Source organism: Flavobacterium sp. 1355 (assembly GCF_017833415.1).
In the GTDB taxonomy this organism is placed as follows: domain Bacteria; phylum Bacteroidota; class Bacteroidia; order Flavobacteriales; family Flavobacteriaceae; genus Flavobacterium.
The window spans coordinates 501710-527698 of record NZ_JAFICC010000001.1 but is presented as its reverse complement, the minus strand read 5'-3'; the positions used below and the strand labels follow the sequence as shown (position 1 = coordinate 527698).

13 protein-coding genes are annotated in these 25989 nt (G+C 38.0%); 1 reads left to right on the top strand and 12 read right to left on the bottom strand.

The annotated features are described in order from the left end of the window. The first annotated feature begins 387 nt into the window (after positions 1 to 387). Positions 388 to 627 (top strand): hypothetical protein, encoded by a 240-nt coding sequence (locus tag JOD96_RS02305; protein ID WP_209562654.1) that lies wholly within the window; start codon positions 388 to 390, stop codon positions 625 to 627. A gap of 226 nt (positions 628 to 853) precedes the next feature. Here JOD96_RS02305 and JOD96_RS02300 read toward each other — a convergent pair whose 3' ends face one another. The 12 genes from JOD96_RS02300 to JOD96_RS02245 all read right to left on the bottom strand — a co-directional run bounded on the left by JOD96_RS02300 (position 854) and on the right by JOD96_RS02245 (position 25429). Further along, the gene (locus JOD96_RS02300) at positions 854 to 1399 is read right to left on the bottom strand and encodes a hypothetical protein (RefSeq protein ID WP_209562653.1); all 546 of its coding nucleotides are present in this window, start codon (positions 1397 to 1399) and stop codon (positions 854 to 856) included. Further along, the gene (locus JOD96_RS02295; protein ID WP_209562652.1) at positions 1396 to 4914 is read right to left on the bottom strand and encodes a DUF6443 domain-containing protein; all 3519 of its coding nucleotides are present in this window, start codon (positions 4912 to 4914) and stop codon (positions 1396 to 1398) included. Before JOD96_RS02295 ends, JOD96_RS02300 begins: the two co-directional genes overlap by 4 nt. Positions 4915 to 4945: 31 nt before the next feature. After that, positions 4946 to 8908 (bottom strand): DUF5977 domain-containing protein, encoded by a 3963-nt coding sequence (locus JOD96_RS02290; protein WP_209562651.1) that lies wholly within the window; start codon positions 8906 to 8908, stop codon positions 4946 to 4948. A gap of 240 nt (positions 8909 to 9148) precedes the next feature. Next, the gene (locus JOD96_RS02285) at positions 9149 to 9550 is read right to left on the bottom strand and encodes a hypothetical protein (protein WP_245188324.1); all 402 of its coding nucleotides are present in this window, start codon (positions 9548 to 9550) and stop codon (positions 9149 to 9151) included. A gap of 430 nt (positions 9551 to 9980) precedes the next feature. Continuing rightward, positions 9981 to 10316 (bottom strand): hypothetical protein, encoded by a 336-nt coding sequence (locus JOD96_RS02280; protein WP_209562650.1) that lies wholly within the window; start codon positions 10314 to 10316, stop codon positions 9981 to 9983. A 12-nt stretch (positions 10317 to 10328) separates the two neighbouring features. Next, positions 10329 to 13940, bottom strand: a complete 3612-nt coding sequence (locus JOD96_RS02275; RefSeq protein WP_209562649.1) for a DUF6443 domain-containing protein — start codon at positions 13938 to 13940, stop codon at positions 10329 to 10331. Then, the gene (locus tag JOD96_RS02270) at positions 13928 to 18061 is read right to left on the bottom strand and encodes a DUF5977 domain-containing protein (RefSeq protein ID WP_209562648.1); all 4134 of its coding nucleotides are present in this window, start codon (positions 18059 to 18061) and stop codon (positions 13928 to 13930) included. Before JOD96_RS02270 ends, JOD96_RS02275 begins: the two co-directional genes overlap by 13 nt. A 1460-nt stretch (positions 18062 to 19521) precedes the next feature. Then, positions 19522 to 20952, bottom strand: coding sequence for a glycosyltransferase family 2 protein (locus JOD96_RS02265; RefSeq protein ID WP_209562647.1), 1431 nt, complete (start codon positions 20950 to 20952; stop codon positions 19522 to 19524). An 11-nt stretch (positions 20953 to 20963) separates the two neighbouring features. Continuing rightward, complete coding sequence (locus tag JOD96_RS02260; RefSeq protein WP_209562646.1) at positions 20964 to 21785, bottom strand: hypothetical protein; 822 nt, start codon at positions 21783 to 21785, stop codon at positions 20964 to 20966. A gap of 1 nt (position 21786) precedes the next feature. Beyond that, positions 21787 to 23001: a YaiO family outer membrane beta-barrel protein gene (locus tag JOD96_RS02255; RefSeq protein WP_209562645.1), complete on the bottom strand. Its 1215-nt coding sequence runs from the start codon at positions 22999 to 23001 to the stop codon at positions 21787 to 21789. Beyond that, positions 23001 to 23366, bottom strand: coding sequence for a response regulator transcription factor (locus JOD96_RS02250; protein ID WP_209562644.1), 366 nt, complete (start codon positions 23364 to 23366; stop codon positions 23001 to 23003). Before JOD96_RS02250 ends, JOD96_RS02255 begins: the two co-directional genes overlap by 1 nt. Positions 23367 to 23443: 77 nt before the next feature. After that, positions 23444 to 25429, bottom strand: a complete 1986-nt coding sequence (locus JOD96_RS02245; protein WP_209562643.1) for an ATP-binding protein — start codon at positions 25427 to 25429, stop codon at positions 23444 to 23446. Positions 25430 to 25989: the final 560 nt, after the last annotated feature.

Genomic DNA, 25989 nt, shown 5'->3' with positions numbered 1-25989 from the left:
CAGTATGGAAATTAAGGAAAACGATACTCTCGCTCCATTAAAAGCTGTAATTCCATAATGTTGAATAATTCCTGAACCTGAATCGTCTGGTTGCCCTTGATTTTAATATTAAGCCATGTGGTTCACAATGTCTTTATACTGATATCGCTTTGCTTTGGCCAACAGAGGAAATGAAGGATCGAGAGTTTTTAAAAACAATGGACTGCTTTACAAGATACTTGACCAGAATTCAAAACCAATAGGCGTACCAATAAAAGCCCTCGAATTCTACAGCAAACCTACCCTAAAATTTCTGGAAGAAAAATTCAGTATAAACGAAACAAAGAAGCAATACTGCAAAAGCCACCTTAGGAATTCTTTGAGACAGGCTTTTTTTTGATGAAAAGAATGACTTCTGTCGAAAGATTATCAGAAAGGCTTAAAGATGGAGCCATTCATACTATTTTAAGAAAAAGCAGTGAAGGAAAACTTTATGGAATTACTTTTATAGACTTAAAAACACAGTCGGTTGTCAATGGAAGCAGTCTTGGAAAAGAATTCAGCGCAAAAGGGATTCAGGAAAGTTGTGCCATGAACATACTTGCACTTGAAAAAAAGTATCAAAACTCTATTTCAACAAATTCATAAAACTTGCAAGATCTTGAATTAAGAGAATATGTAAAAGAAAACCTGACAGATATTCTGCTTCACGGTAAAAAAGTAAACGAATATGTTTCAAAACAATTTAAACATAAAAAGAAAAAGAGACTTTATAAGGTTATATAAAAAATTAAGGCGCTTTACTGCACCCTTAATTTTATGTAATTATTACTTATATATCAAACATGGCAATATATTTTCCCCGTAAAGAATATTAAATATTTTTATCAATCAAAACATATTTCCCAGAGTGATCGTTTTGTATGACATAATAATTATTTTTAAAGAACAGATACATTAAACAAAATTTAGTATTTATATTTAAATCACTTATAATATAGTACTTATTCGACATCTTGCTCTTTTCAGTGTATACTTTTAATAAATAATTCAATCCCTCATTATCATATTTTTCTTGTATTTCTTTGTCGATCTTAAAATTAAATTCCGAAATTTTGGACAGATTATCTTTTGACAACAAATCATTATTAATTACTTCAATTAAAAAACTATCAAAATCTTTATAATTAAAATGTTTTGATTCTTTTAAATTATACAGTTGTCTTAAACTGGTTACATAGATCACGTCATTTTTATTGATCAAAATTTTTAATGATTCATTATACAATGGCAGATTGAAATCAGTATCATTAGACAGATTCTTTATAAATTCAACGTTATTTTTTTGTTCTTTACGACAGCTCAATAGTAACATTAAAACAACTAAGAGTTTTAATTTATTCATATATCCTTTTTTCATCCCTTAATTTTTTTTACTTGTAGGTTATTTGGCGGATTAGCTAGTTTTAATGGATCAATTTTTTTTCCATCGTATGCCTTCAATGGTTCAACACCATCCATTTTTCTGGCAATATTTTCATTGTGAACCGCCCTAATTTCAGCTGGGTCATTTGCATCATTTGTATTTGAATTATCTCCCATATTTCCAATATCATGATCAAATTGGTGTCTCATTTCATGGACAACAACTCCAAAATCACTTTTAGTTCCTTCATATTCAGCATTAAAATCGTATTCAGTCTGAGTACTTGCAGAATAACCCAAAACAGATTTGCTAGATTCCAAACTACTTACAGCATTTTCACGATTTGGACTTTCCTCTACATAATGCTTACTAGGACTCGATTCCAATGTATGTAGTTGATTTTTTAATATTTGATTATCTGATTTTTCTATTGTTCTATAAGCCTTTAACACTTTATTCAATGTTGCATTGCCTTCTTTAGGATTATATCTTTCACCTTTACCACCATTATGGTAAAAATTACCATTTCGATATTGAAGTTGTTCTTTTACTGATTTATCTCCATTGCGGATTAAAAATATAATATCATTTGGCGCCATTCCATCTGGATCAATAAAACGAATTGGATTGTCAAAAGCATAATTATATGGACTAAATCTTCTCATTTTTTCAGCCAAAGGGTCAATATTCATCCAACGCCCCAGTGCAGGATCATAATTACGTGCACTATAGTCATAAACCCCAAGCCCCAGCTCGTCTTGAAGCTCCTTTCCGTTGTACTTATACTGTTCCCCCTCCGCACTTCCATAGGTGAATTTTGGGACATTGTTATACCCCTGGTGTTCCAGCCCAAAAGCATAATAATTATTCTCCTCCACAATTTCTGTAAGCCCAGTTAAGGTGTTCCTTGCATAGCTCAGCCTCACGTTCCCCAGATGGTCCTTGTACTGGAACACATAGGAAAGTACACCTGCATTGTTGGCCACATACCCTTCCTGGGTCGGGAAGAATTTCAGCTCTACAGGTGCCAGATTTACTTTTTTATACTGGAAGCCTTTTAAGTATTCACTAACCGTCGTATTGGAACTCGCCGTTTCGTACACTGTCTTTTGCACCTTCTCTCCCACTGCATTGTAAAGATAGGTAATATTTCCCGTTGAAAGAATCACTTTAACAGGCAGGTTTAAATGATTGTAGCTGATACTGGTGATTCCCTTATTGGTATCGGTAAGCAGGTTTCCGTTGGCATCATACGTGTAATCATCAGCCGTATCCGCAGCCGCATTAACCGCATCGTCCTTGAACCCATATTGGTCAATTGGAGCCGCATCTGCCACTTTCAACAGTCTGTTGCCCGGATCATAATCATATTTCAGATCGTCCATAAGCCCGTAATGGGCAGCCACATTCACATTAGGAATCGCTACGACCGCGCCTTTTCGCTGCAGTTTTAAAATGTTGCCGTTCTTGTCATACTGGATGTTGTCCTCGTTAAACAATCCTCCATTGTCCACCGCGCTCTTAAGCCTGTTCAGGCTGTCATACGTATAGACATAGTTTCTTATATTCTTATCGTTGTTATCGCTTGCCCAAAGGGTCTGGCTGATATTTCCATTGTATATTTTTTTGGCCGTATTTGAAATACCCTCATAATTGATCTGAAAAGCAAACAGATCCTTGGGATCCGTAATATTTGTCAACTGATTGACATTGTTGATCCCCTTAAGCCATCCCCTGATGTTATAGCTGTAATCCACTTTCTGCAATGGTGCTGTCTCGGTATTACCTACCTTTTTGGAGATCAGCTGCCCCAGCGGATCATATTCATTAAAAGCCAGCAGCTGGGTGGTACCCCCTATGGTTTGTTTCACCGATTCCAGGCGGTCCTGCGCCGTATAGGCATAATCGTCACGAATGGAAGTCACCGCCCCGCCCGAGATTCTTTGGTGCGTGGTGACCGTATAGAGGGTCTTTCCCGTGAAGTCAAAGTTAGTGTCCACCTGATGGAACCCGCCCAGGAAATTTGTGCTGTAACTGCGGATTGGCCTTGCTTTGGCATCATAAAGGGTATACCCTATTTCAGCCTTTATCGGAGTTGTACTGGTTTCCAGGATCCTGGTCCAGGAACCCGTGGCAAGCCCCTTTGGTTTTACGGTGGTATTGTTATAGTAGACAGCCTGTCCTGCTACGGTAGGAAATGAAGTTGGAGCACCCGGATAATCATAAGTATCATAATATTGGACTGTCAGTATATGGTAGACACTCGCAGGTGCCGCAGAGGAATTCACCGGCCAGGCCAGATTGGTATAACGGGTATCCACACCGTTGATTACGGTAAGCGCTGCCGATTTGGTTTCACTGAAATCTACCGTTTCGGCATTTCTTTTTCCTTGAATACTGGTTCTGTCCAGGGCTGTTACCGAGGTGGCTGGCATCCAGCCGGTAATCACAGGTCTGTTGAAAGCATCGTACTTGGTGATCATCCATCCAGGGGAAGTAAGGTTGGTGAAGGGGGAATTCGAAGGGCCAGTGGCCACCACGCGGTCCAGTTTATCATACACGATGAACTCCCATTGTTTGCCCGGCAGTTTTTTCTCTACCAAACGGTTACGGTAGTCATACTTGTATTGATAGCACAAATCGTTCAGGATAGCCGCCGTAATGGTCCCGCCCGCTTTAGGTGGCAGCACGTAGGTCAGGTTACCGTAGCTGTCATATACATAATAGGTGTCATGCTTTTCATTGACCGTACCGGCACCTACCGTGCCATAAGTCCTTTTCAGGATCATCTGGCCTTCCTTGTTTTTGAACTCTACGGTCGAGCCGGAACTCTCCGAAGGGCTTGCGGCCGTATTCTCATCATAGGTGAGGTTCTTGTAGAGCTCGCCCGCCGCATAATCACCGGCATCAGTCAGGCTGATATCGTACAGTTCCGAGGTGGCATTCCAAGTGGTCGCTGCCTTGAAAAAACGTACCTCACCGGCCACATTGGACTGGTAATCCAGTTTTATCTCATGGCCTTTGCCCATTTCCCACTCAGCCCCCGGCGCGGCCTGTTTAAGTATCCGGCCTAAAGGGGAAGCTTCCAATTGCTTTTCCGAATATGGATTTGATGTATTGTCATACTTTGTCGTCTTGTAAAGGTTTGTCAGCGATAACAGCGAGGCGGCCATGGCGATACGGGGATAAGACGTCGTGCTGTTGGCAAGGGAATACGGCAGGTACTCCTTTACCTGCCTTCCAAAACCATCATACTCCACCGGGGTAACCAGATCCGACTCGTCTCCGCCCTGGGCTATTGCCGTGGTCTGCACAGGACGTCCAAGACCGTCAAAATAGGTAACCTGCTGCACCTTATCGGCCTTGGTCAGCGTACTGAAAGTGGCGGATGTCACCGGCTTTTTGGGCGCAACGGTATGAACGAAGTTATCATCGCTGAAGGTCTGCGCCGCGAGGCGCTGGCCTGCTAATAACAACAAAATCAATAATGGTATATATTTTTTTATCACGGTATAGTTTCTTTACAGGTAAATGAATTTATTAATTTTTCCATATAGTAATCAGCTGTACACTCTGAACAGCTGCCGGCAGAATGAAAGACCCGGTTTTGGAAAGCTGCCCGGGTGCCATATTGATTTCAACAACCTTTGGTTCAATTCCGCTATCTATTGATATAATATTGAACCTAAGGAGATAGCCCGTAGGATTAGAAATAGCCTTGGCCACAATTGCTAAGGTCTTGCTAGTCGGTATCCACCCATATTGATACGTAATCATTTTAGTGCATGTACCGTACAGATTGGCGTTTGCTTCACCGTCCGCGTTGAATTTGGCTAGTCCTGCATCATCCGCTGCGGACTGGGTAACTCCAGTCGCCGCGCCGGCAGGCTGGCTGTAAACAACACCCGATCCATAGTCTCCCTCAGGACAATTGGTTCTGTAAAAGGTTCCGCTGTAGGCAATACTGTTAAACAAGCAGGTCCCAAATGCATTAGCGTATTTAGGGCCGGCTTCCAGAAATTTCTCATGTCCAAGCTGATCGGCATCGGCCTGGGAAATGTTGGAAACCACCGCACCCGCAGCCTGGTTATATACTACGGTGGATCCGGCACCGCTGGCACAGCCGGATTTGGTAAAACTTCCACTTTCCGCAGGGCTTTTATAGCTGCAGATTCCTACAGCATTGGCATTGGCCTGGCCTTTGGTATTGAATAAAGCAAGGCCTTTTGCATCGGCATCCGCCTGAGAAACTGTCGAGGTTTGGGCACCGGCAGGCTGGCTGTAAGCTACACTTGAACCTGTTCCTGTACCACAGTTATTTCTTGTAAAAGAACCGCTCCTGGCGATACTATTAAACGTACATGTGCCAGTAGTATTGGCATTGGCCTGGCCTTGGGTATTAAATAATGTAAGGCCTTTTGCATCGGCATCGGCCTGGGAAACTGTTGATGTAGCAGCACCTGCAGGCTGACTGTAGGCCACACTGGAGCCCACCTGACCTGAAGCGCAGTTGTTTCTGGTGAAGGATCCGCTTCTGGCAATGCTTTTATACGTAATTAAATAAGGATCCGCTGCCCCACAATCCACCTGTTGCCCTTTATAGCCATAACAATATCTTTGCAGGACATTTAAATTCTGGTCTTTAACAAACATTAATCTGCCAAAACTATCATATTCATAAAAGGTCGTCATTCCTTTTGGGTCTGTTACAGAAGTAACCCCTACAAGGTTTTTATAAGTATATGTGGTGATCAGTGCGTCTGATAAAACTGATCGTAAGGCATTGATCGCAGCAAGATTTGCCTCATTGTACGTGTCCAAAACAGTAGCGGTCACACCAAGCGCAGTCGCAATTTGAGCATATGTTGCATTTTCGATCTTAGCAATGGGTGATTTCTGATTGTAGCCCCACAAATAAACAGTGTGCGATCCATTCAATTGAGACATTTCCTTAACATTGCCGTTAGTATAATAACCTTGAAATTGTATTTGGTCCTCCAGGGCCGAATCACTTTTTGCGTTTTGTATATATTCAGGCAAAATTAAATTTGTGAACCATTCTTTATAATTGGTTCGTTCTTTATGTAGAAGTTCCCCTAAATCAACAATACCATTTGTATTTGAATCTTTAAATGTTTCTGTTTGAACAACACTTGCGATACGATGTTGATCATTATACTTCATTTTATCAACAGAAGCTTTCTCCTGAACTGTTAAATTATCTGTCCCAAGTGAACTGATCGATATTACATCGTCCGGATATTTATAAATGTTGCTCCTTTTAGTTCCGTCATTTAATATAAATTCACTTCTTGTGACCTGCATATGATCGGTATTATCATAGTAATAAAATGTGCTTTTGGTGACTTCTTTAGACGCGCTAATGTCTTTCTCTATGGTAGAAGTTAATTTTTTAAATCCGATTCGTATTAGAATATCACCATAACTAAAACCATCTGTGTAATCATTGTAAGCCGAAATTTTTGTTCTGTAAAAATCCAGTCCAGTTATAATTGTTTCCTCTAAAAATGTAGCATAAAAGTTTTCTACACTTTTTACAGGAACAAAGGTTGAATTCTCATTCCTAAATATAGTCATCTTTTTTAACTGTCCCCTCTTCCATGACTGATCCACCATGTTATATAATTTTTTTGGATAGTAAATGCTATTCATCCTATTAATACCACTTGTGCTATCCCTAACATATTCGTATTGATATTCTATTTTTCCCGTGTTATTGAGTATTGTACCATTGTATTCTTCTACTTTACTGTAAAATGCCGGATTTCCTGACAATAAAAGCTCATCCTGAGAGCCAAAACTGGTCATCGTGCCAATTACGCCAGATTTAGTACCTGGATTTCCTTGATAATCAGTATAGATACAATTATTGTAAACATCATATAACGAACCTCCTCTAGGAGTATAAAATCTGTTTGTGTGCGCATTTAAATATTTAAACTCCTTATAAGTCGGATTACTACCACTATTTTGGGTGATTTTACTTATACGAAGTCCTCCTAATTTATTACCCGACTCATCTGTATTCGATTCGTATTCAAAATTACTTAAACCTCCGCTGGGGTAACGAACACCAGTCAACATGCAAGCCATCGCACGTTCTGTAACTATGTCTCTATTGACAAGATAATCCAGGAATCCTTTAAAGTCTCTTGACTGATCACTCCCGGAACCACTGGAAAAAACAGTACTAAAATATGAACCTATTGAGAAAAAAGAATAGCCTCCCTTTCCATTATTGTAACCCCATAAATCCTGCCCGTAATATGCCGAATAAAGTTTATAGTTAGGTGCGCTATAGAAAGCATCAATATCAAAATAACCTGGTAGATTGTATTGAGTATTATAAAAAAATTGATAACTATTAAAAGGTTTTCTAAATTTATCTTTAAAAGTAATGCTGTCAAGTTTTAATCTAAAATTTACATTTTTCTTGTAATTACTTTTGGACTGCTCCCCTGCTGGTGAAAAGTAAGTTTGGTGCAGTTGGATTTCCTGAATCAAGGTATTGGAATTGTCATAAATTTCAATTTTCTGCAATCGATACCTCCTTTTATCAATACGGTCATTAGAATAGACAAAGGAAACGTAGCCATTATTAAAATTAATCTTTGTTAACAAGGGAATTTCACGATCGATTGTTCTAATAAAACTTTGAACACCCGTATCTCCAGAGCAATACGGATAGGCAGAATTTACAGAAACAGAATTTCCCTCATGTAAATAATCTGTTTCCTGTGTAGTTATTGCGTATTCGAATGTAATGATATCTGTAGAGATTGGGTTACTCATTTTGGTCAAATGCCAAATATTATTTCCATTTGCTATTTCAACTTTAGTAAACTCGTATTTAACTCCATTTTCATTAATAATAGAGGGTCCGAGAGTAGAATCGATTATTCTATCAGTTGATTTTGGGACATTAAAAATTGTCTTTACCCCATTGGCAGCCTGTCTATACATATATCCGCCACTTAAGCCAGGGGCATGATAATTATACATGCTTGCCTCAGTAGGCCAATTTTGATTCAGCAAAAAATTAAAGTGCTGGGACATATTTACAGTTGAAGGCGGGGTAGTAGAATTCATTAATGCATATATTTGCTGAGAATTAAGCCAGTCTGCGCGTATAGCAGATCCCCCGTTATTTGCCGAGAGCCCTTTATTGGTTACGCTGACAAATCCACCAGCATTTATGACCCATCCCAAACCGGCTTCACTCGCTATATCATCTACTTTAATTCCAGAAGTATGATAACTAAGTGAAATTGGCAGTTCCATACCATTGCTTTTAATGGTATAGATAGGTACTTGTACATTCATAGCCCCAGATGTATTATCTGTTGGATAAAAATCATATTTAAGAAAATTTGATGCCTCCGGTGTAGGATGAACTAAATTAGGTATTCCATTTTGTCCAAAGAAAACGCAGCAGTGAGTTATAATAGTTATTGTAGTTATAATATATTTAAATCTTTTCATTTGTTAGTTTGTACTTGACGAAGTTTTTAAAAAAAATTAACAGCAATATTACCATAAACTAAAAAATTTAACAAGTTTATTTTTAAGAAAATCCAGTTGAATTTATTACGTTTTAACAATTTGATCTTTAATATCATATGGGTTAATCTGAAAGTTAAATACTACTTTAATTAATCTTGAAAAGAGTTATTGAAGTCGCTATCAATTCATTTTTCTTCATAAAAAAGGTATTTCTTCACTTTAGAACAGTCGGATTTCTGTTGATGCTCCGTATTTTTGGTTCAGACAATCATACAGACCATGCATTTGCTTAAAACAGCTTGTCTTGTTACGGTCTGCTTTGTAGGCTACCGTAAAGAAAAAGCTCCAATCCATCTGCCAGAAGGTGTGTTGCAGGCTCTCTTTATCTGCCAGACAGTCAATAAGGTTTCTAATAGATTGGTTTTCTTGTCTTAGGGCTTTGTTCTCATCGAACATGATTTCGCTGTCAAAATATCTTGCATGGTCAGCAGGGAACATTCTCTTTCCATTTCTTAGACTGGTTTCAGCAAATAGGTCCTCATTCTTTTTGTAGAATCTATAGATGGTGCTTTTGCTTGCTTTGGTACTTATTATAAATTTCTTTAGGATTTCATATTTCATTTTTTAGATTGGTTAGTATCTCGTGATTTTTTAGATAGTATTTATTGTAAAGATGCTTGACTAACCTCCCTTGTATAGAGTTCTTGTATAACGAATCTCGAAAAGTGTAGCGTATTGGCACTTTTTTTCAAAAATATTTTTTTTTGATGGGTAAATAACTGGTTGTTATAATTACACAAGTTTACAGTACGGGGAGGTAACTTGACATTACAATCTCGGTCTCTGGTATCAAAACAGTCGATACGGTAGGGAGGATGTTCTGAGTGTTTTTTTTCAAATCAATTGAGATTCCCCAGCAGATGCAGGCTAACATGAATTCTATTTTAACAGTTTGGTACACTTTAAAATGCTATAAAAGCAAAAAGCCACTCCGCTATGGAATGGCAATTTACTTTGATTACTTCAAAAAGATGCTCATCGACTTAAGTTATTAATCATCTTTGGTTATTTTGAAATCATTTACAATACCATCCCAATTTTCACCATAAGTAATAAATTCAATAAAATTTACCTTACCATCTGTAATATCTAATTCAAAACCTAATCCATATTCTAATTTTTCCATTTCAATATTTTCATTAGTACTTAATGATACATTTGTATAATTAGAATCTCTAATTTTAATGTCTCTACTGTAAGCAAAATTTACATACATTCCGACACCTGTTTTCTCTCTATTTTTAATTGTGAGATAAGGAATATGCTCCTTAATGAAAGGATATTCTCTTGCGATGCTATTTAAAACTGCTAATTCAAGTTCACTCATTTTTTCCATATTCTATAAACCTTTTCTACTAAAAGATGAAATAATCACTTTGTCTCCTGATACACGACCACCAATAAGTCTTATTTGCATGCCATTTACTGTTATTATATTTCCTTTGTCTCCATTTGGCAATATTCCTTTTGAGTTCTGACTTAACTCTCCATTAGCTAATGCCTCGTTTGCCGCATTCTGAACAGCATTATAAGCTTTATCTTCTGAACCTGCCTTTTGCACAAAACTATCTAAATCATGCTCTTCTTTTCCAAAAATATGATTATATCGATTTTCTTTCTCTTTAGCGTTTCCATGCCTTTTTATTCCCGTTTCTTCAATAGTTTTTTCTTCAACTTTATAGTCTTTAACATTAAATTTTTCATCAATGGTAAATGTTGGAGGCTTTTGTATCTCGCTTGTACGCCCTCCATAATTGGGGCTCATATAATCTGTCAATACTGCGAGTATAGTGCCCATACCTTTCATTAAAACACCTCCTGCTTTTTTTGCAGTTTCTACAGCAATCGTTTTTTCAACAACTTTTGGAGCAGATTGTTGTACAACTTCTGATTTAAACACGGTACCAATCAAACCTAAAACTGGCGTATTTTTAACTTTTATAGGCTCATGATTAGTAATATCAGTTTTCCCATTAGAAGGAGCTCCTTCCAAACCTTCTATTTCAATTTTCCACACAGGATTATTATGTGCAAATTGATAAGTAGATATTGACATATATTCTTCAGAAACAGGGTCAATTCCAAAAAATCTACCAATAGCATAATCGTAATTCCTATGTCTAAATGTGTCCCAGTTCAATCCCAGCTCGTCTTGACGCTCTTGACTAAGAAACTTATACTTTTCACCTTCCGTACTTGCATATGTAATTTTAGGAACATTGTTATACCCCTGGTGCTCCATCCCAAAGGCGTAATAGTTATTCTCCTCAATTATGTCAGTTAGCCCTGAACTCGTATTTTTGGCATAGCTCAGCCTTACATTGCCCAAGTGGTCTTTATACTGGAATACATATGATATCGATCCACCTTTGTAGGCCACATAGCCTTCCTGTGTTGGGAAAAACTCCAGAGTGAAGGTTCCGCTCACTTTTTTATACTGAAAACCGTTTAAATATTCCGTTATCGTGGTACTGGAAGGGGAGTTTTCAACCACCGTCTTTTGAATCTTCTGCCCTGCCGCATTGTAAAGATAAGTAATATTCCCTGTTGGAAGCACTATTCTAACAGGCAGATTTAAATGATTATAGGTTATACTGGTAGTAATTCCCTTGTTGGCATCAGTAAGCATATTGCCGTTGGCATCATAAGTGTAGTCATCAGCAGTGTCGGCAGCCGCGTTGACTGCGTCGTCTTTAAACCCGAATTGGTCTATGGTTGCCACATCGGAGACCTTCATTAGTTTGTTGCCCGAATCATAATCGTATTTCAGGTCGTCCATCATCCCGTAATGGGTGGTAGTCTGTGTCACAACAGGGTTTTGTACTACAGCTCCCTTGCGCTGTAACTTCAGTATGTTCCCATTCTTATCGTACTGGATATTCTCTTCGTTGAACAATCCCGCGTTGTCCACCGCGCTCTTAAGCCTGTTCAGGGCATCATAGCCGTAAGTATAATTCCTGATGCTTTTATCGTTATTGTCGCTCGCCCAAAGGGTCTGGCTAATATTTCCATTGTAAAGCTTCTTAGATGCATTTGAGATACCGTCATATTGGACTTGGAAAGCAAACAGGTCCTTCGGCTCTGTTCCGATGGTCAGCTGGTTGACGTTATTGATTCCCGTAAGCCATCCCCTGATATTGTACGTGTAATCCACTTTCTGTAATGGTGCCCCCTGTGTATTCCCTGTTTTTTTGGAGATCAGCTGCCCCAACGCATCGTATTCATTAAAAGCGAGAAGCTGTGTCGATCCCGCAATAGTCTGCTTTACGGACTCCAGGCGGTCCTGATCCGTATAGGAATAATCATCCCGGATGGAAGTTACTGTCCCGCCTAAAAGCCTTTGGTGGGTTGTGATCGTATAAATGGTTTTTCCTGTAAAATCAAAGTTGGTATCCACTTGTTTGCTACCTCCCTGAAAATTGGACGTATAACTGCGTATGGCCCTGGCTTTATCGTCATAAAGAATATATCCTGCCTCTGACCTTATCGGGGCAGTACTGCTCTCCAGTACCCTGGTCCAGCTGCCTGTTGCAAGGCCCACTGGCCTTGATGTACTGTTATTAAAGAAAACAACCTGTCCCGCTACGGTTGGAAATACAGTCGGAGCACCCGGATAGTCATAATTATCATAATAATTCACTGTCAGGATATGGTAAACACTTAAAGGTGCCACAGAGGAGTTGGTCGGCCATGCCAGATTGGTATAACGCGTATCCACACCGTTAACAGAAACAAGGGTTGCCGATTTTGCTTCGCTGAAGTTTGCCGTTGCGCTGTTTCTATCTTTCTGGATGCTGGTCCGCTCCAGCGAAGTTACAGAAGATGCCGGCATCCACCCGGTAATAACCGCCCTGTTAAAGACATCATACTTGGTGATCAGCCAGCCTGGAGAGGTAAGGTTCGAAAATGGGGAAGCGGAAGGTCCGGTGGCCACAACGCGGTCCAGCTTATCGTAAATGATAAATTCCCATTGTCTGCCCGGAAGTTTTTTCTCCACCAGACGATTGCGGTGGTCATATTTATACTGATAGCACAAATCGTTAAGGATAGCAGCCGTAATGGTACCCTCTGCCTTGGGAGGCAGCACGTAGGTCAGGTTACCGTAGCTGTCATATACATAATAGGTGTCATGCTTTTCATTGACCGTACCGGCACCTACCGTGCCATAAGTCCTTTTCAGGATCATCTGGCCTTCCTTGTTTTTGAACTCTACGGTCGAGCCGGAACTCTCCGAAGGGCTTGCGGCCGTATTCTCATCATAGGTGAGGTTCTTGTAGAGCTCGCCCGCCGCATAATCACCGGCATCAGTCAGGCTGATATCGTACAGTTCCGAGGTGGCATTCCAAGTGGTAACTGCCTTAAAAAAGCGGACCTCACTGGCCACATTGGACTGGTAATCCAGTTTTATCTCGTGCCCTTTGCCCATTTCCCACGATACTCCCGGGGAGGCCCGCTTCAATACCCTGTTCAAAGGGGAAGACTCAAGCTGTTTTTCCGAGTATGGGTTGGTGGTATTGTCGTATTTTGCCGTTTTATAAAGACCTGAAAGGGAAGTCAGCGACGCGGCCATGCCAATACGCGGATACAAAGTAGTGCTGTTGGTAAGGGCATAAGGAAGGTAATCCTTTACCTGCCTGCCATAAGCATCATATTCCACAGGTTTGATAAGGTCCGAACCATCCCCTCCCTGCCCTATAGACGTGGTCTGAACAGGGCGGCCAAGGCCGTCGAAGTAGGTTACATTCTGCACTTTTTCCTCCTTTTTTAATGTACTGAAGTTAGAGGAACTTACCGGCTTTTTGGGTGAAACGGTATGAACAAAGTTATCATCACTAAAACTCTGCGCCGTGAGACGCTGACCCGCCATAAACAGCAAAATCAATGAGGCTATATATTTTTTTATCACGTGTATATTCTCTTTACAGGTAAATGAATTTATTAATTTTTCCAAATGGTAACCAACTGAACACTCTGAGCAGGTGCAGGCAACTTAAAAGTGGCACTCTTCGACAACTCACCTGCCGCCATACTTATCTCGACAATTTGCGGATCAAGATTATAACCATCTGCAAATGTCACATTAAAACGAAGGGTATATCCCGTAGGATTAGAGACTGCCTTGGCTACAATCAACAGGGTTGTAATGGATTGGTTCCACGCATATTGATAGGTAATCATCTGGGTACAGCTGCCGGTAAGGTTGGCATTTGCCTGTCCGTCGGCATTGAACTTGGCAAGCCCGGCCTCATCTGCCGCTGACTGGCTGGTACCTGTGGACGCACCTGCAGGCTGGCTGTACGCTACTCCTGAACCGTATTGGCCCTCAGCGCAATTGTTTCTGTAGAACGTTCCGCTGTAAGCAATACTATTGTATAAGCAAGTACCCGTCAATGTAGCATACTGACCTCCTGCAGACAGGAATTTCTGATGGCCACGATTATCGGCATCCGCTTGGGAAACAGTCGATGTTATAGCTCCAGCAGCCTGGCTGTAAACTACCGTTGAGCCCACAGAACCCGATGGACAGCCGCCTTTTCTAAAGCTGCCGCTCTCAGCCGGACTGCTGTAGGTACAAGTCCCTGAAGCATTTGCATTGGCCTGGCCTTTGGTATTGAATAAAGCTAAGCCCTTTGCATCGGCATCCGCCTGCGAAACTGTCGAGGTTTGGGCACCGGCCGGCTGGCTGTAAGTTACACTAGAGCCTGTTGCTGTAACACAATTATTTCTTGTAAAGGAACCGCTTCTGGCAATACTGTTATACACACATGTACCAGTAGTATTAGCATTCGCCTGGCCTTGGGCATTAAATAAGGAAAGACCTTTTGCATCGGCATCGGCCTGAGAAACTGTCGATGTAGCAGCACCGGCCGGCTGACTGTAGGCCACACTGGAACCAACAGCTCCTGAAGCGCAGTTGTTTTTTGTAAAAGATCCGCTTCTGGCTATACTTTTAAACACTTCAGCATATGGATTGTCAGCTGCACAGTCAACCACCTGCCCTTTATAACCATAACAATACCGCTGCAAAATATTTAAATTATGATCCTTAACAAACATCAATCTTCCATTACTGTCATATTCATAATAGGTTGTTATACCCTTGGGATCTGTAATACTGCTAATCCCAATCATAGGCTTATGAGTATAACTGGTAACCATACAATTGATCGCAGCATTATTCGTACGCACTGCACTAATAGAGGCCAAATCACTTTCGTTTAAACTGTTTATATCGGTGACACCCATAAACGCCTGCAGTTGTGAGTTTGTTGCATTTTCAATCTTAGCTACAGGAAGTGTCTTATTGTAGCCCCAGATCACAGATACCGGTTTTCCATATTCAGTAGTATATTGTGAAATATTCCCCCAAGTATCGTATTTGTCATAAGTCACTTTCCTTTCCAGTTGATCTGGTACCACATTCCCTTTTTTTGTATAGACATATTGAGGCAGATATAGCGGTTGCCCAGCAACCGTAGAGCCGTAACTTCCATATTTAGTTATGCTCTCTGCTACCTTGGTATTGTCATTAAAAGATTCCGTTTTCAGGGGCATACCAATGATATTCTTCGCTATAAGCTGCGCATTATATGGTTCAGCAGCCATCAAAGGGTCATGCGGGTAGAAATTTTTGGATACTAAGGTTCCTGTCTGACTTTTGATATTCGACTGCATTATTAAGTTATCAGATAAAGTACCGGTTCCGTACTCATATCTTTCTGTACTGCTTATGACAGCAATATTGTTAATGTATGAAACACGTATTTTTTGGGTTAAGTAATCATTATAATAATACTGTCTGTTTGCCTGGAAATAAAGACCGGTCTGATGCATGGATACTGAATATCGGTTAAACCTGTCCGCCACATTATTATATGTATAAGTTTCTTCCTCTATTAAATTGTCCGGTTTATCATATAATTTTCTTGACAACAGCTTTCCCCTTTCCCAACTGCGATCATCAAGTAATACACCCGGATCGTTTTTAAACAACTCTAACGGTGTTATATTAGATTCTGCTCCATACACTTGGTTACCAAAATAAATTATCTTATTATAAACATCAAGATCTGGGGTTGTCGAATAGTCCTTGAATTTATTGACAACGTATCCTGTTCCTTCATTTGTTTCTACAACTTCTGAATAGGTTATGACGTTGTCATCAGTGTTATTTGTAACAGAATTTGACTGAATATGAATGGTAGATGTATTTTCAGTGCTGGTATTACTATCGTAATGCGTTGCATAGCGGGGCCACTGCATCAATATACCACTCGAAACAGTATTTGATGTAGTAGAAGGGGAATAATTTTTAATATAGCTAAATTTTCTAATATTTGTATCCGTGTTTCCATCAAAATCAGTTATTTTGAATATTCTTGCCCCGCCGCCTGTACCATTTTTTTGTGTCAGTATAGGTAAAAATTTATTTGAACTCGGTCTTTCCAAAAGTTGACTAAAATAGTTTGGCTCATATTCAAATTTTGTGTATCCACCTGTAGGATAATTTATTTTGGCCAATAATCCCTGTTTGGATTTGGCAAAAGAAGGCTCCCTTGTATTGGAGGTATAGGTAAAGTCTTCACTAATTGTGTAATTTATTTCGGGTATCAGTGTTGTCTGGGCATCCAAACCATTCCAAAATCCCCAGTAATCTACTCCCCTTGAAGATGGGTCCGGCAGATTATCTGTAACATTATATTCAAACTTGTAAGGTGACTTTCCCGTTTCAGTTAGCTGGACAAGAAACATCCTGTCATACTGACCTCCAAGATAATCATACGAAAAATCAATACTTTTTATTAGATTACTGCTTTTATCGGTAAGTTTAATATTGTCCAATTTGATTTCTTCATATTCAAATAATGACGGTGCAGGAAGTATTCTGTTGAATTTTGATTTTTGCGGGCTGTATTTAAAATTAACTATAAAGTTATCACCCTCAATTTTATCTAATATTACTTTTTTTTGTAATTCGTATGAAGACCTAACTCCGGTAGTTGCACTATTGCTATAATCCTTTATATTTTGACCGAAAAATTTTATATTTCTCTCGCTGAAATTTTTCTGCTGGAAAATATACTGATTAAGTGCTAAAAAATCTCTATTAGATACGATATTAGATGTAGGTCCATCTCCAAGGTCGTCTGGTATAAGGGTATCTACCCGGTTAGTGAAGACTAGTTGGGAGTTATTTGCATATATTATTTTTCTTAAAAACCATGAAGTTATTATAGGTTTAGGAGGTATACCCACAAATCGTGTGTAACGGTCCCCCAAGGAGAGAGTATACTCCAAATTGTTTAAACTTCCGCCAAAGAAATATTGATTACCCTGATTATCCGTGATTTTGATTTCAGAAGGTATGGGTGCACAGCTTGTCCCATTTTGTTGCGCAAAGCCCGTCACATCAACTATTAAATTATTAGGCTGATTCGTTACAACCTTAATCTTTCCGTCATTACCCATGTGGAATTTCCCTGAAATACCATTAAAATTAAATTCAAATAGATCAGGCGATGCTTCGTAAGCATTGGCACTACCGGCAGTACCTAACATCCACATATTTGATCCATGCAAGAAACCTGTATTGGAGCTAAAATTAAAAATATCATCCATTGGAAAGGTCTGGTTTTTTCTCTGTCCCACAATAAAACCATTTGTAGCGTATACACCCGTTACGGAAGGGTTAAGTTCGTTTAGGTATCCTACATAGTCATCGGGCACGCCTTTTATCCTCCTTGTGATAACCCCACCCATATTCAAGGCCCAGTTAAGTCCAACAATTCCCGATCTCTTAGTAGGCGTAAATCCTGACGAGTTGTAAATAAGACTTATATCCATTGGGGATTGATTGCTGTTTTGAAAGGAAAGTAATGGGATTTTTAAATCAATAGTACCGGTATAAGATGAGGATTGTATATTTCCATACCTTATAAAATCAGTAACACCTGGGGATTTAATATTAAGACGGGAAAAGATAGTTTCCTGACTTACAACAATGGTCGTGGCTAATAAAGCACAGCATATAAAAAGGATATTTATAGTGGCTTTAAAATAATTTATTTTCATTCTTTAAAATTGTAGTTTTAATTGATTGTGAATAATGATAGTCATTTGTGAAAAATAACTGAAGTATGGTTAATATTATATCATCGTCTTTTATATTTAATGTTACGAAAATTTAATTACGACAGAGCTTCGCGATTTTTTTTACTAACTTTTTTCATTTTGCGTAAGGCTTAGTTTGTATAACATTGGTCTTAAAGATGTTAATCTTTAAGACCTCATCTATTATTTACGTACCAATATTAAAGAAATTTTTATATTTTTTTTGTAAAAATTAACAAAATATTTCTTGTAAACTTTACAATAGTAGATGAAGCTGTTAAAGAGACTGTTATAAATTCATCGTCGTATAATTTTCTTTCAAATACAATGAAAAGTTTTTCCGTAAACACAATGTGCATGGTGTTGAGTGTATCCATAAGAAGTTATTTTGAAATCTGAGAAGTGGTCTTACCCAAACAGAACAAAGGATCGTTATACCTGAAAGAGAAATCACTGCTATTTTTATAGAGCCAAAAAAACAATATGGGTCGGGAAAATTTTTAAAGAACTTCTGAACCGTGGCTATAAGCTTTGTATCTCTCAGGTACATTATTATATGACTCAGCGTAGTTCAAAAAAAAAGAAACGAAAATATAAGGCAACCACAGATTTATTAAATATATCCTAAATCATCCGGGATTTCGAGATCTTCACGAAAGGCCGCAGGCCTCTCGAAGTATTACAAGTAGAAAAGTAAATCAGTACCAGTCCACCGCTTATTTGGTACCCATCAAATGATGAAATTTTTTCACTACAAACTAAAGGACTTTTAATTTGATTAATGCTTTTTAGCACCTATAAGAGTGGCGATACAAACAAAAGGAGAAAAAAAAATAAGATGTGCATGCAAAAGTACTGTAATAGTTTTCAATAATCTGGTTAGTTAATTGGATGCTTTCCGCTAGTATAAAAAACAGAATTTTATAATAAAAAAATGCTATAAATTATTGTTCAAAATTTTGTGGCATAATCGTGGCAAATGGTGTTTAGAGTGGATACATTTTTTGCCACAAAAAGTTAAGGCGGTTTTCTAAAAATATTTTACATGTTGAAGTTTCGTGGCAGAAGCGTAGCACTAAGTAATTTGAAATAACTAAAAAGTAAGCAAAATAAGGCCTGACAGATTTAGGTTCAAATCTGCAGCTATCCGAATATTTTTTTTTTCAATAAAAATAACATTTTCAAATACGAGATTTCAGTAATTATTAGTTATAAATTGGCATCAATCCTCGACAGGACATCTAAACCAAATTACCAAAGACACTGGAAGACAGATATCTACATATAATAAGCCAATTTCTTCAAATCATCCAAAAAAAATGTTGAAATTTGTCCCGTCGGGGTCACAAACAAGCCAAATGGCGCCAATTGGCGCCATTTTTATTTAAAAAAACTATTTAGCATTATATTAGATCATTTTTTTATTTCTTCGTAAAACCTTTTCTTGTCATTTCTCCCCAGCCTTTAGTTCCCATGATTTTTTCTTTATAACCAATTAAGGCGGCATAAACTGTTAGTGGATGAAAATAGATAGGTTCTATGAGAGCAGCAATCAAAAGTTTAAAAAAATCGGTTTGTTTTGGGTATTTGTGATAAGAATACTCTTCACTATAAAGTGCTATAACCGAAAACATAACAGCAAAAAAATAAACAAAAAGAACCAGCAATACGAAAAAATGCCAGTTGAGTAAGCCCATTACAATAAATACAAATGTTATTACAAGGCCAATAAATTCTATACCGGGAGCTAGGAATTCAAACAATGTCCAATAAGGCACACTAATCATACCCAACAATTTGTACTTCGGATTCAGAAACATTTTTTTGTGCAGACTAAGTGTTTCAATTGTCCCTCTCATCCAGCGGCTGCGCTGTTTCTTAAATATTTTAAAATCTTCAGGTGCTTCTGTCCAGCAAAGCGGATCCGGTATGTAACTAACACAGTAGGGTATTTTATTTTCCAGCATATAACGGCGCATTCTCACCACCAGTTCCATATCTTCACCAACTGTTTTTGTGTTATAACCACCAGCCAGTAAAGCGATCTCTTTGTCAAAAGCGCCAAATGCACCACTTATAAGCAATAAGCCATCCAGCCTGCTCCATGCCATTCTGCCTAAAAGAAACGCTCTCAAATATTCTAACACTTGTATTCTCGGGAGCATCTTATCTGGAATATTTACCTCAACCAAACGACCGTTTTTAATAACACACTGGTTTGCTATCCTGACTACGCCACCAGTAGCGATAATACGTTTACCGTAAGATTCCAGAAAAGGTTTCGCCAGCTTGAGTAACGAATCTTTGTCCAGTATACAATCAACATCAATACAAACCACATAAGGATTCTGGGCGATATTAAGTCCGACATTTAGTGCATCGGCTTTACCTCCATTTTCCTTATCAACTACGATTAGTTTTTTGAAAGCAGCATTTCTGGAACTATAAATTCCCCTAATTTTTTTTGTTTCTATTTTTGGATGAATAGCAAGTTCTGTCAGGACAAGATCGTACTTTTTAATCAGGATTTCCATAGAATTGTCCTTGCTTCCGTCGTTGACCACAATAACCTGGTAATTATTGTAATTAAGGGAAAGTAGTGATTTTACATTTTCTTCAATTGTAAAACCTTCATTGTAAGCAGGAGCTATTAGAGAGAGGCTTGGCGCAAATTCACTTGTCAGAAGCACATCATAATCAACAAAACTATTCTTTTTAAGATATTCCCTAAGTTCTCTGGTAGATAAGTGAGCCAGTACAAAATAAGAAGACATAATCAGTACTGCATAACCAATTATAAGGATCAGATATTCCTCAAAAAACAGTGCTAATTCAGTAGTAAAAAAAGTCATTCTTTATTCTATTAAACAGTTAATTGCTGAAGTACATTTTGCGCTTCGTACTTTATTAATGTATTGGGTGCATTAGCAACCAGCTTTGTCAGGTAAGGAATTTTTTGTGTTAGTTTAAGCTCCTTAATAAGTTTTAAGCCCAGTGCAATTACGGTTGTATTTTGAGATTCAAGTAATAACTCAACCCCTTTAATATCGCCAATATCGTGCTTTTTGAAAGCATGTATGATATTGATCTGAGTCCAGTCATCAATTGGATCTGGATGCTCTGTGAGATACGGCAGGCTTTTTGTACCTCCAAGCTTTATAGCAGCATTCACAGCTGTGATTTTTAAAATTTTATTTCCGCCTTTAGAAGCTTTAACGATACTATCAAAAGCATCAGTACAATTTATTTCTGATAATTCTGTAATTCCTTTGCATTTTACTTCCCACCTCAGGCTCCTGAGTTTTTTGAAGGAATCTTTTATCAATCCTGAATCTTTGTAAAACTGCTCTAACTTTTCGGCATAATTTCCTTCGTAATTTTTATGAAGATTCATAATCGAATCGATCATAACTTCCCTGAAAAAGGAATTACGAAAGGGTTTATTAAAATTTTCCTCCTTATTAACTTCTGAAAAGGACATGTCCTGAAAAACCACCGAAAACATTAATTTTTCAATAATGATAATATATTCCGTAAGGCGTCTGTTTCTTCTTATCTTCCTGCTTCGGCTGCTTATTATTATTAAATATAGAATAAATGATGTTAGTATAAACAGGCCTATGGACAGAATTAAAAAAGGTTCTACCCAGGTTCCGCTCTTATAAAGTTCCCATAGTTTCGTCATATCAGAAGCGTTTCGTTAGAATTACCTGAACATTGAATCTATTTCTGTAGGCATCAGGCAGATACTCTTCGTACTCGTAAAGAAAGACAGGTCTGATAAAAAAGGAATTACCAAGACGGCGTTGGTATTGTATACCTGCTCTGTATGACCTTAAAGGTTGCGTCAGGTTATTGTAAAGATAAAGATATGGGACATTTCCATATTGCAGTTCAAACCTTATGATGCTTTCTTTTTCTTCATTTGTGTTCTGAAAACTCAAGACATGAGAAAATAATTCGTTTGTCGTATCGTAATAAGGTCTGTAGGAAATTGTATTGGCACCAATATGGTATGCCAATTGTCCTGTTAATAAGGTTACATCTTCTGTTTCAAAATGCATATACCGAACACCCAAGGCATAGTCAAACTTTTTATGCGGAACAAAATAATACTCAACACCGGCTTTTGCTACAGGAAACACAGTCTCTCCTGTTGAAACCCCACCATTCACATACAAATAGTTCTTTTTAGCGAAAGTTTGATAATAGTCTGCTTCAAACAGCATTTGTGAATCGCCATTTACATGACCTGCATTAGCGCGTCCCACAAGTGCTGATTTGGTGAACTTATGAGAGTACTCGACATAGACATAATGCAATGGTGATTGTCCGGGACTCGACGTAGAAATATTTAAATAAGAAGCCGATATTGCATTAGTTGCCTTCTCTCCAATCAGTGTTCTCACTCCTCTAAAGGCCTGAGTACTGTTATCTGTAATTAATACTTTTTCGATAATGGCTAAAGCTTCTTTGTCGCGATTTAGTTTTTCAAGACAGTTCACTTTAATCCGTAAAACATCAAGCGAATTGGGTTCAATAGCCAAATACCGATCGCAATACGTAATACACTTATCGAATTGTTGTGACCAATAGTACGTATTGATAATCGCCAATAAAGCATCGGGACTTGGATTGATCCTGTCTACCATTGGCTCTAAAATTTTAATGGAAGCGTTGTAGTCTTTTTTCCAGCTGTAAATACGTCCGTTGTAAATTTTTATTTCTTCATTCTCAGGAAATTTTACACTTAAAGGTTCAGTGAGTGCTAAGGCAGCATCATAGTTACCTTTCTCTGCTTCACGCTTTGCGTGCCTCATTACATCATCAATAGTATTTTTCTGTGCCAATACGACAGGAGAAATAAGCAGCAGGAAAATTGTATAATATAGAAACTTCATTAAGCACGTGTTTTTAGTAATTTATTAATTCTCACTAAAAGCACGGCCGGACTAACGGGTTTCGCAATGAACTCGTTTGCGCCAAGATCAAATGAATCGAGTTCCGTTTGCTCTATACCTGAAGAAGTAAAAATAATGATCGGAACATCAGAGCCTATGGTTTCTCTCACATATTGCGTAATTTCCATTCCGCTTATGCCTGGCATGTTGATGTCTGTCAGGATCAAGTCATAATTATTTGTTTCAATTGCATCTAATGCTTCTTTTCCATCAGAAAACTGGTCAACGGAAAATCCCTTCGACTCCAGGAAAAAGGATAATGATTTACGCAGCATATCATTATCTTCAGATAAAATGATTCTCATAGGTTACTTAATTTTGAGGCAAATTTGCTTTTATAGCTTTTGGATCTAACGTAAAGCTAGAGTATATTTCTCTCTTTTCATAGCTCATTTAGAATTTTAACTACTTCTTTAACGCCATAATTTAACAGGTTAATTTGATTAGCCGTTTCAGAAGTGAACTGTCCCATTGTAGCATCTCCCTCAATAATAGACAAAGAATGACTAAGATCCATTAGCATAAACATGTCTACACTAGACTTCATGTTGTGCGATAATTTCTTTACTTTATCATGACTTTTGCTATTGAATGCTTCTTCTAAATGCTCCAATTCGGCCGGGATTTTTTCTATAAAAAGACTTATCATTTCTTTTTTAAACGCCGGATCACCACACGCCATCTCGTCTAAATAAGAAAAGTCGATTTTCCTTTTCTTTACAGCATTTAGATCTTTGTTCATTACCGTCTTAATAGCCTTTAAAAGTACCGGCTGCTTAAATGGTTTTGGTACGTAAGCATCCATACCGACATCAAAACAACGTTCCTGCTCACCTACCAGCGAGTGCGCTGTCATGGCGATAATCGGAATGGTTAATTTCATTTCATTCCTGATATATTCTGTCGTTTGATAACCATCTTTAACGGGCATCTGAAGATCCATCAGTACCAGATCATATCTGTTTTTGGATAACAATGCTATTCCTTCTTCTCCATTTTCGGCAATATCCAATTCAAAACCAAAATTTTGAATAACACTTCTTACCAATTTCTGGTTTAAAAGATTGTCTTCGCAAAGCAGTATTTTAAGTTTACCCAGTTTATCTTCTGAAACTGCTTCTGCAGCTATTTCATCATGGTTTACTTTTTTATACTGAAACACAAAGAAAAACTCCGAGCCTCTGTTTGGTTTGCTTTTCACCTGAATTTCACTTCCGTGCAATTCAACCAGCTGTTTGACAATATTGAGACCAAGACCGGTACCGCCAAATCTTCTGGTTGTACTTTCTTCTGCTTGTTTAAATCGTTCAAAAATAGTTGCAAGTTTATCCTCAGGTATACCAATACCGGTATCTTTAACTGAAAATCGGAGCGCATAATGATCCTCTGTTTCATCAACTAATTTTACAGAAACCGTAACTTCTCCTTCTTCGGTAAATTTTAGGGCATTTCCTGTAAGGTTAACCAAAATCTGATTTAGTCTTCCCTGATCACCAATTACATTGTCGGGCATATCAGCATCAAGGAAAAGATTAAATTCAATGTCTTTCGGAACTTTTACTTTTAGCAGCTTATAAATATGTTTAAGAGTCTTTTTTAAATTGAAGGACTGCCCTTCAATAACCAAGTTACCAGATTCTATTTTAGAAAGATCTAAAATGTCGTTAACAATCAAAAGTAAATTTTCTCCTGCTATCTGAACACTACCAATGTAATCCTGTTGAACCGTATCCAATTTGGTTTGGGCTAAAAGGTCTGTAAAACCAATAATGGCATTTAACGGAGTTCTGATTTCGTGGCTCATATTGGCCAAAAAACTATCTTTTGCCAAGACAGCACGTTCGGCTATCTTTTTCTGGGCGTCAAGTTCAATGTTTTTTGTTCTTAATTCCAATTGGTTTATCACGTGTTTTGCTACTATAGAAATGGCATTACGCTGGTTTTCGTTAAGTTCTTTACTAACATGATCGATGGCACAAATAGTTCCAATATTATAACCGTCGGGTGTTGTTAACGGAACTCCTGCGTAGAACCTCACCTTAAAACCGCCAGTAACATTGGGATCATCTTTAAATCTTTCGTTTAAATGCGTATCCGGTATTTCAACCATATCCGACTCCAAAATGGTGTATCGGCAAAAACTAATTTCCCTCGGCACCTCTGGTACACCAATTCCAATTTCAGATTTAAACCACTGACGGCTTTCATCAATAAAGGAAATATGCGCTATTGGTACGCCACAGATATAAGAAACAAGTTTAGTTGCATCATCAAAAGCATGTTCGGGTAAAGTGTCCAGAATATTATAGCGCTTTAAAGCTGCCAAACGCGCTAATTCGTTGTGTGGTATTGGAATTTCTGTATTCATTCTCTTAAAAGTAAAATGCATAAATATAAAAAATCTAATTAAACCATATCAAAAAAATTAACCATTACAATTCATTTTAAAGATAAATAGATTAAGTTTTAGTCAAGCATAATAAAATGAAATAATAATTTCTGCTCTAAATAAAATTACTTTTTTAAATTTTATTTAGAGCATCCTCAACAGGACATCCAAACCAAATACTTTAAGCCAACGAAAGACGGCCTTTACCAGTAGTAAGCCAATATCTTCAAATCTTCCATAAATTTTGTAGAAATTTGTCCCATCGAGGTCACTTAAAGAGACAACTATTATATAGTTGTCTCTTTTTTTTATACACAAATTTCTAGATTTTTCAAGCCTTTACAGGAATCAACACGAAAATGGATCCAGGGTAAAAGTTGGGATTTAGCAAAAAAATAATTGTTCTTATAATTGCGTTACTGAAAAAATCAACTAATTGTTCTTATTAAATAAAGAATAAACTCTAACCAACTCCGCAAACAGCAGGTCAAATTAAAAACAAAAAAAGTCTTAACATAAATAAAACATATCGTCCTGCC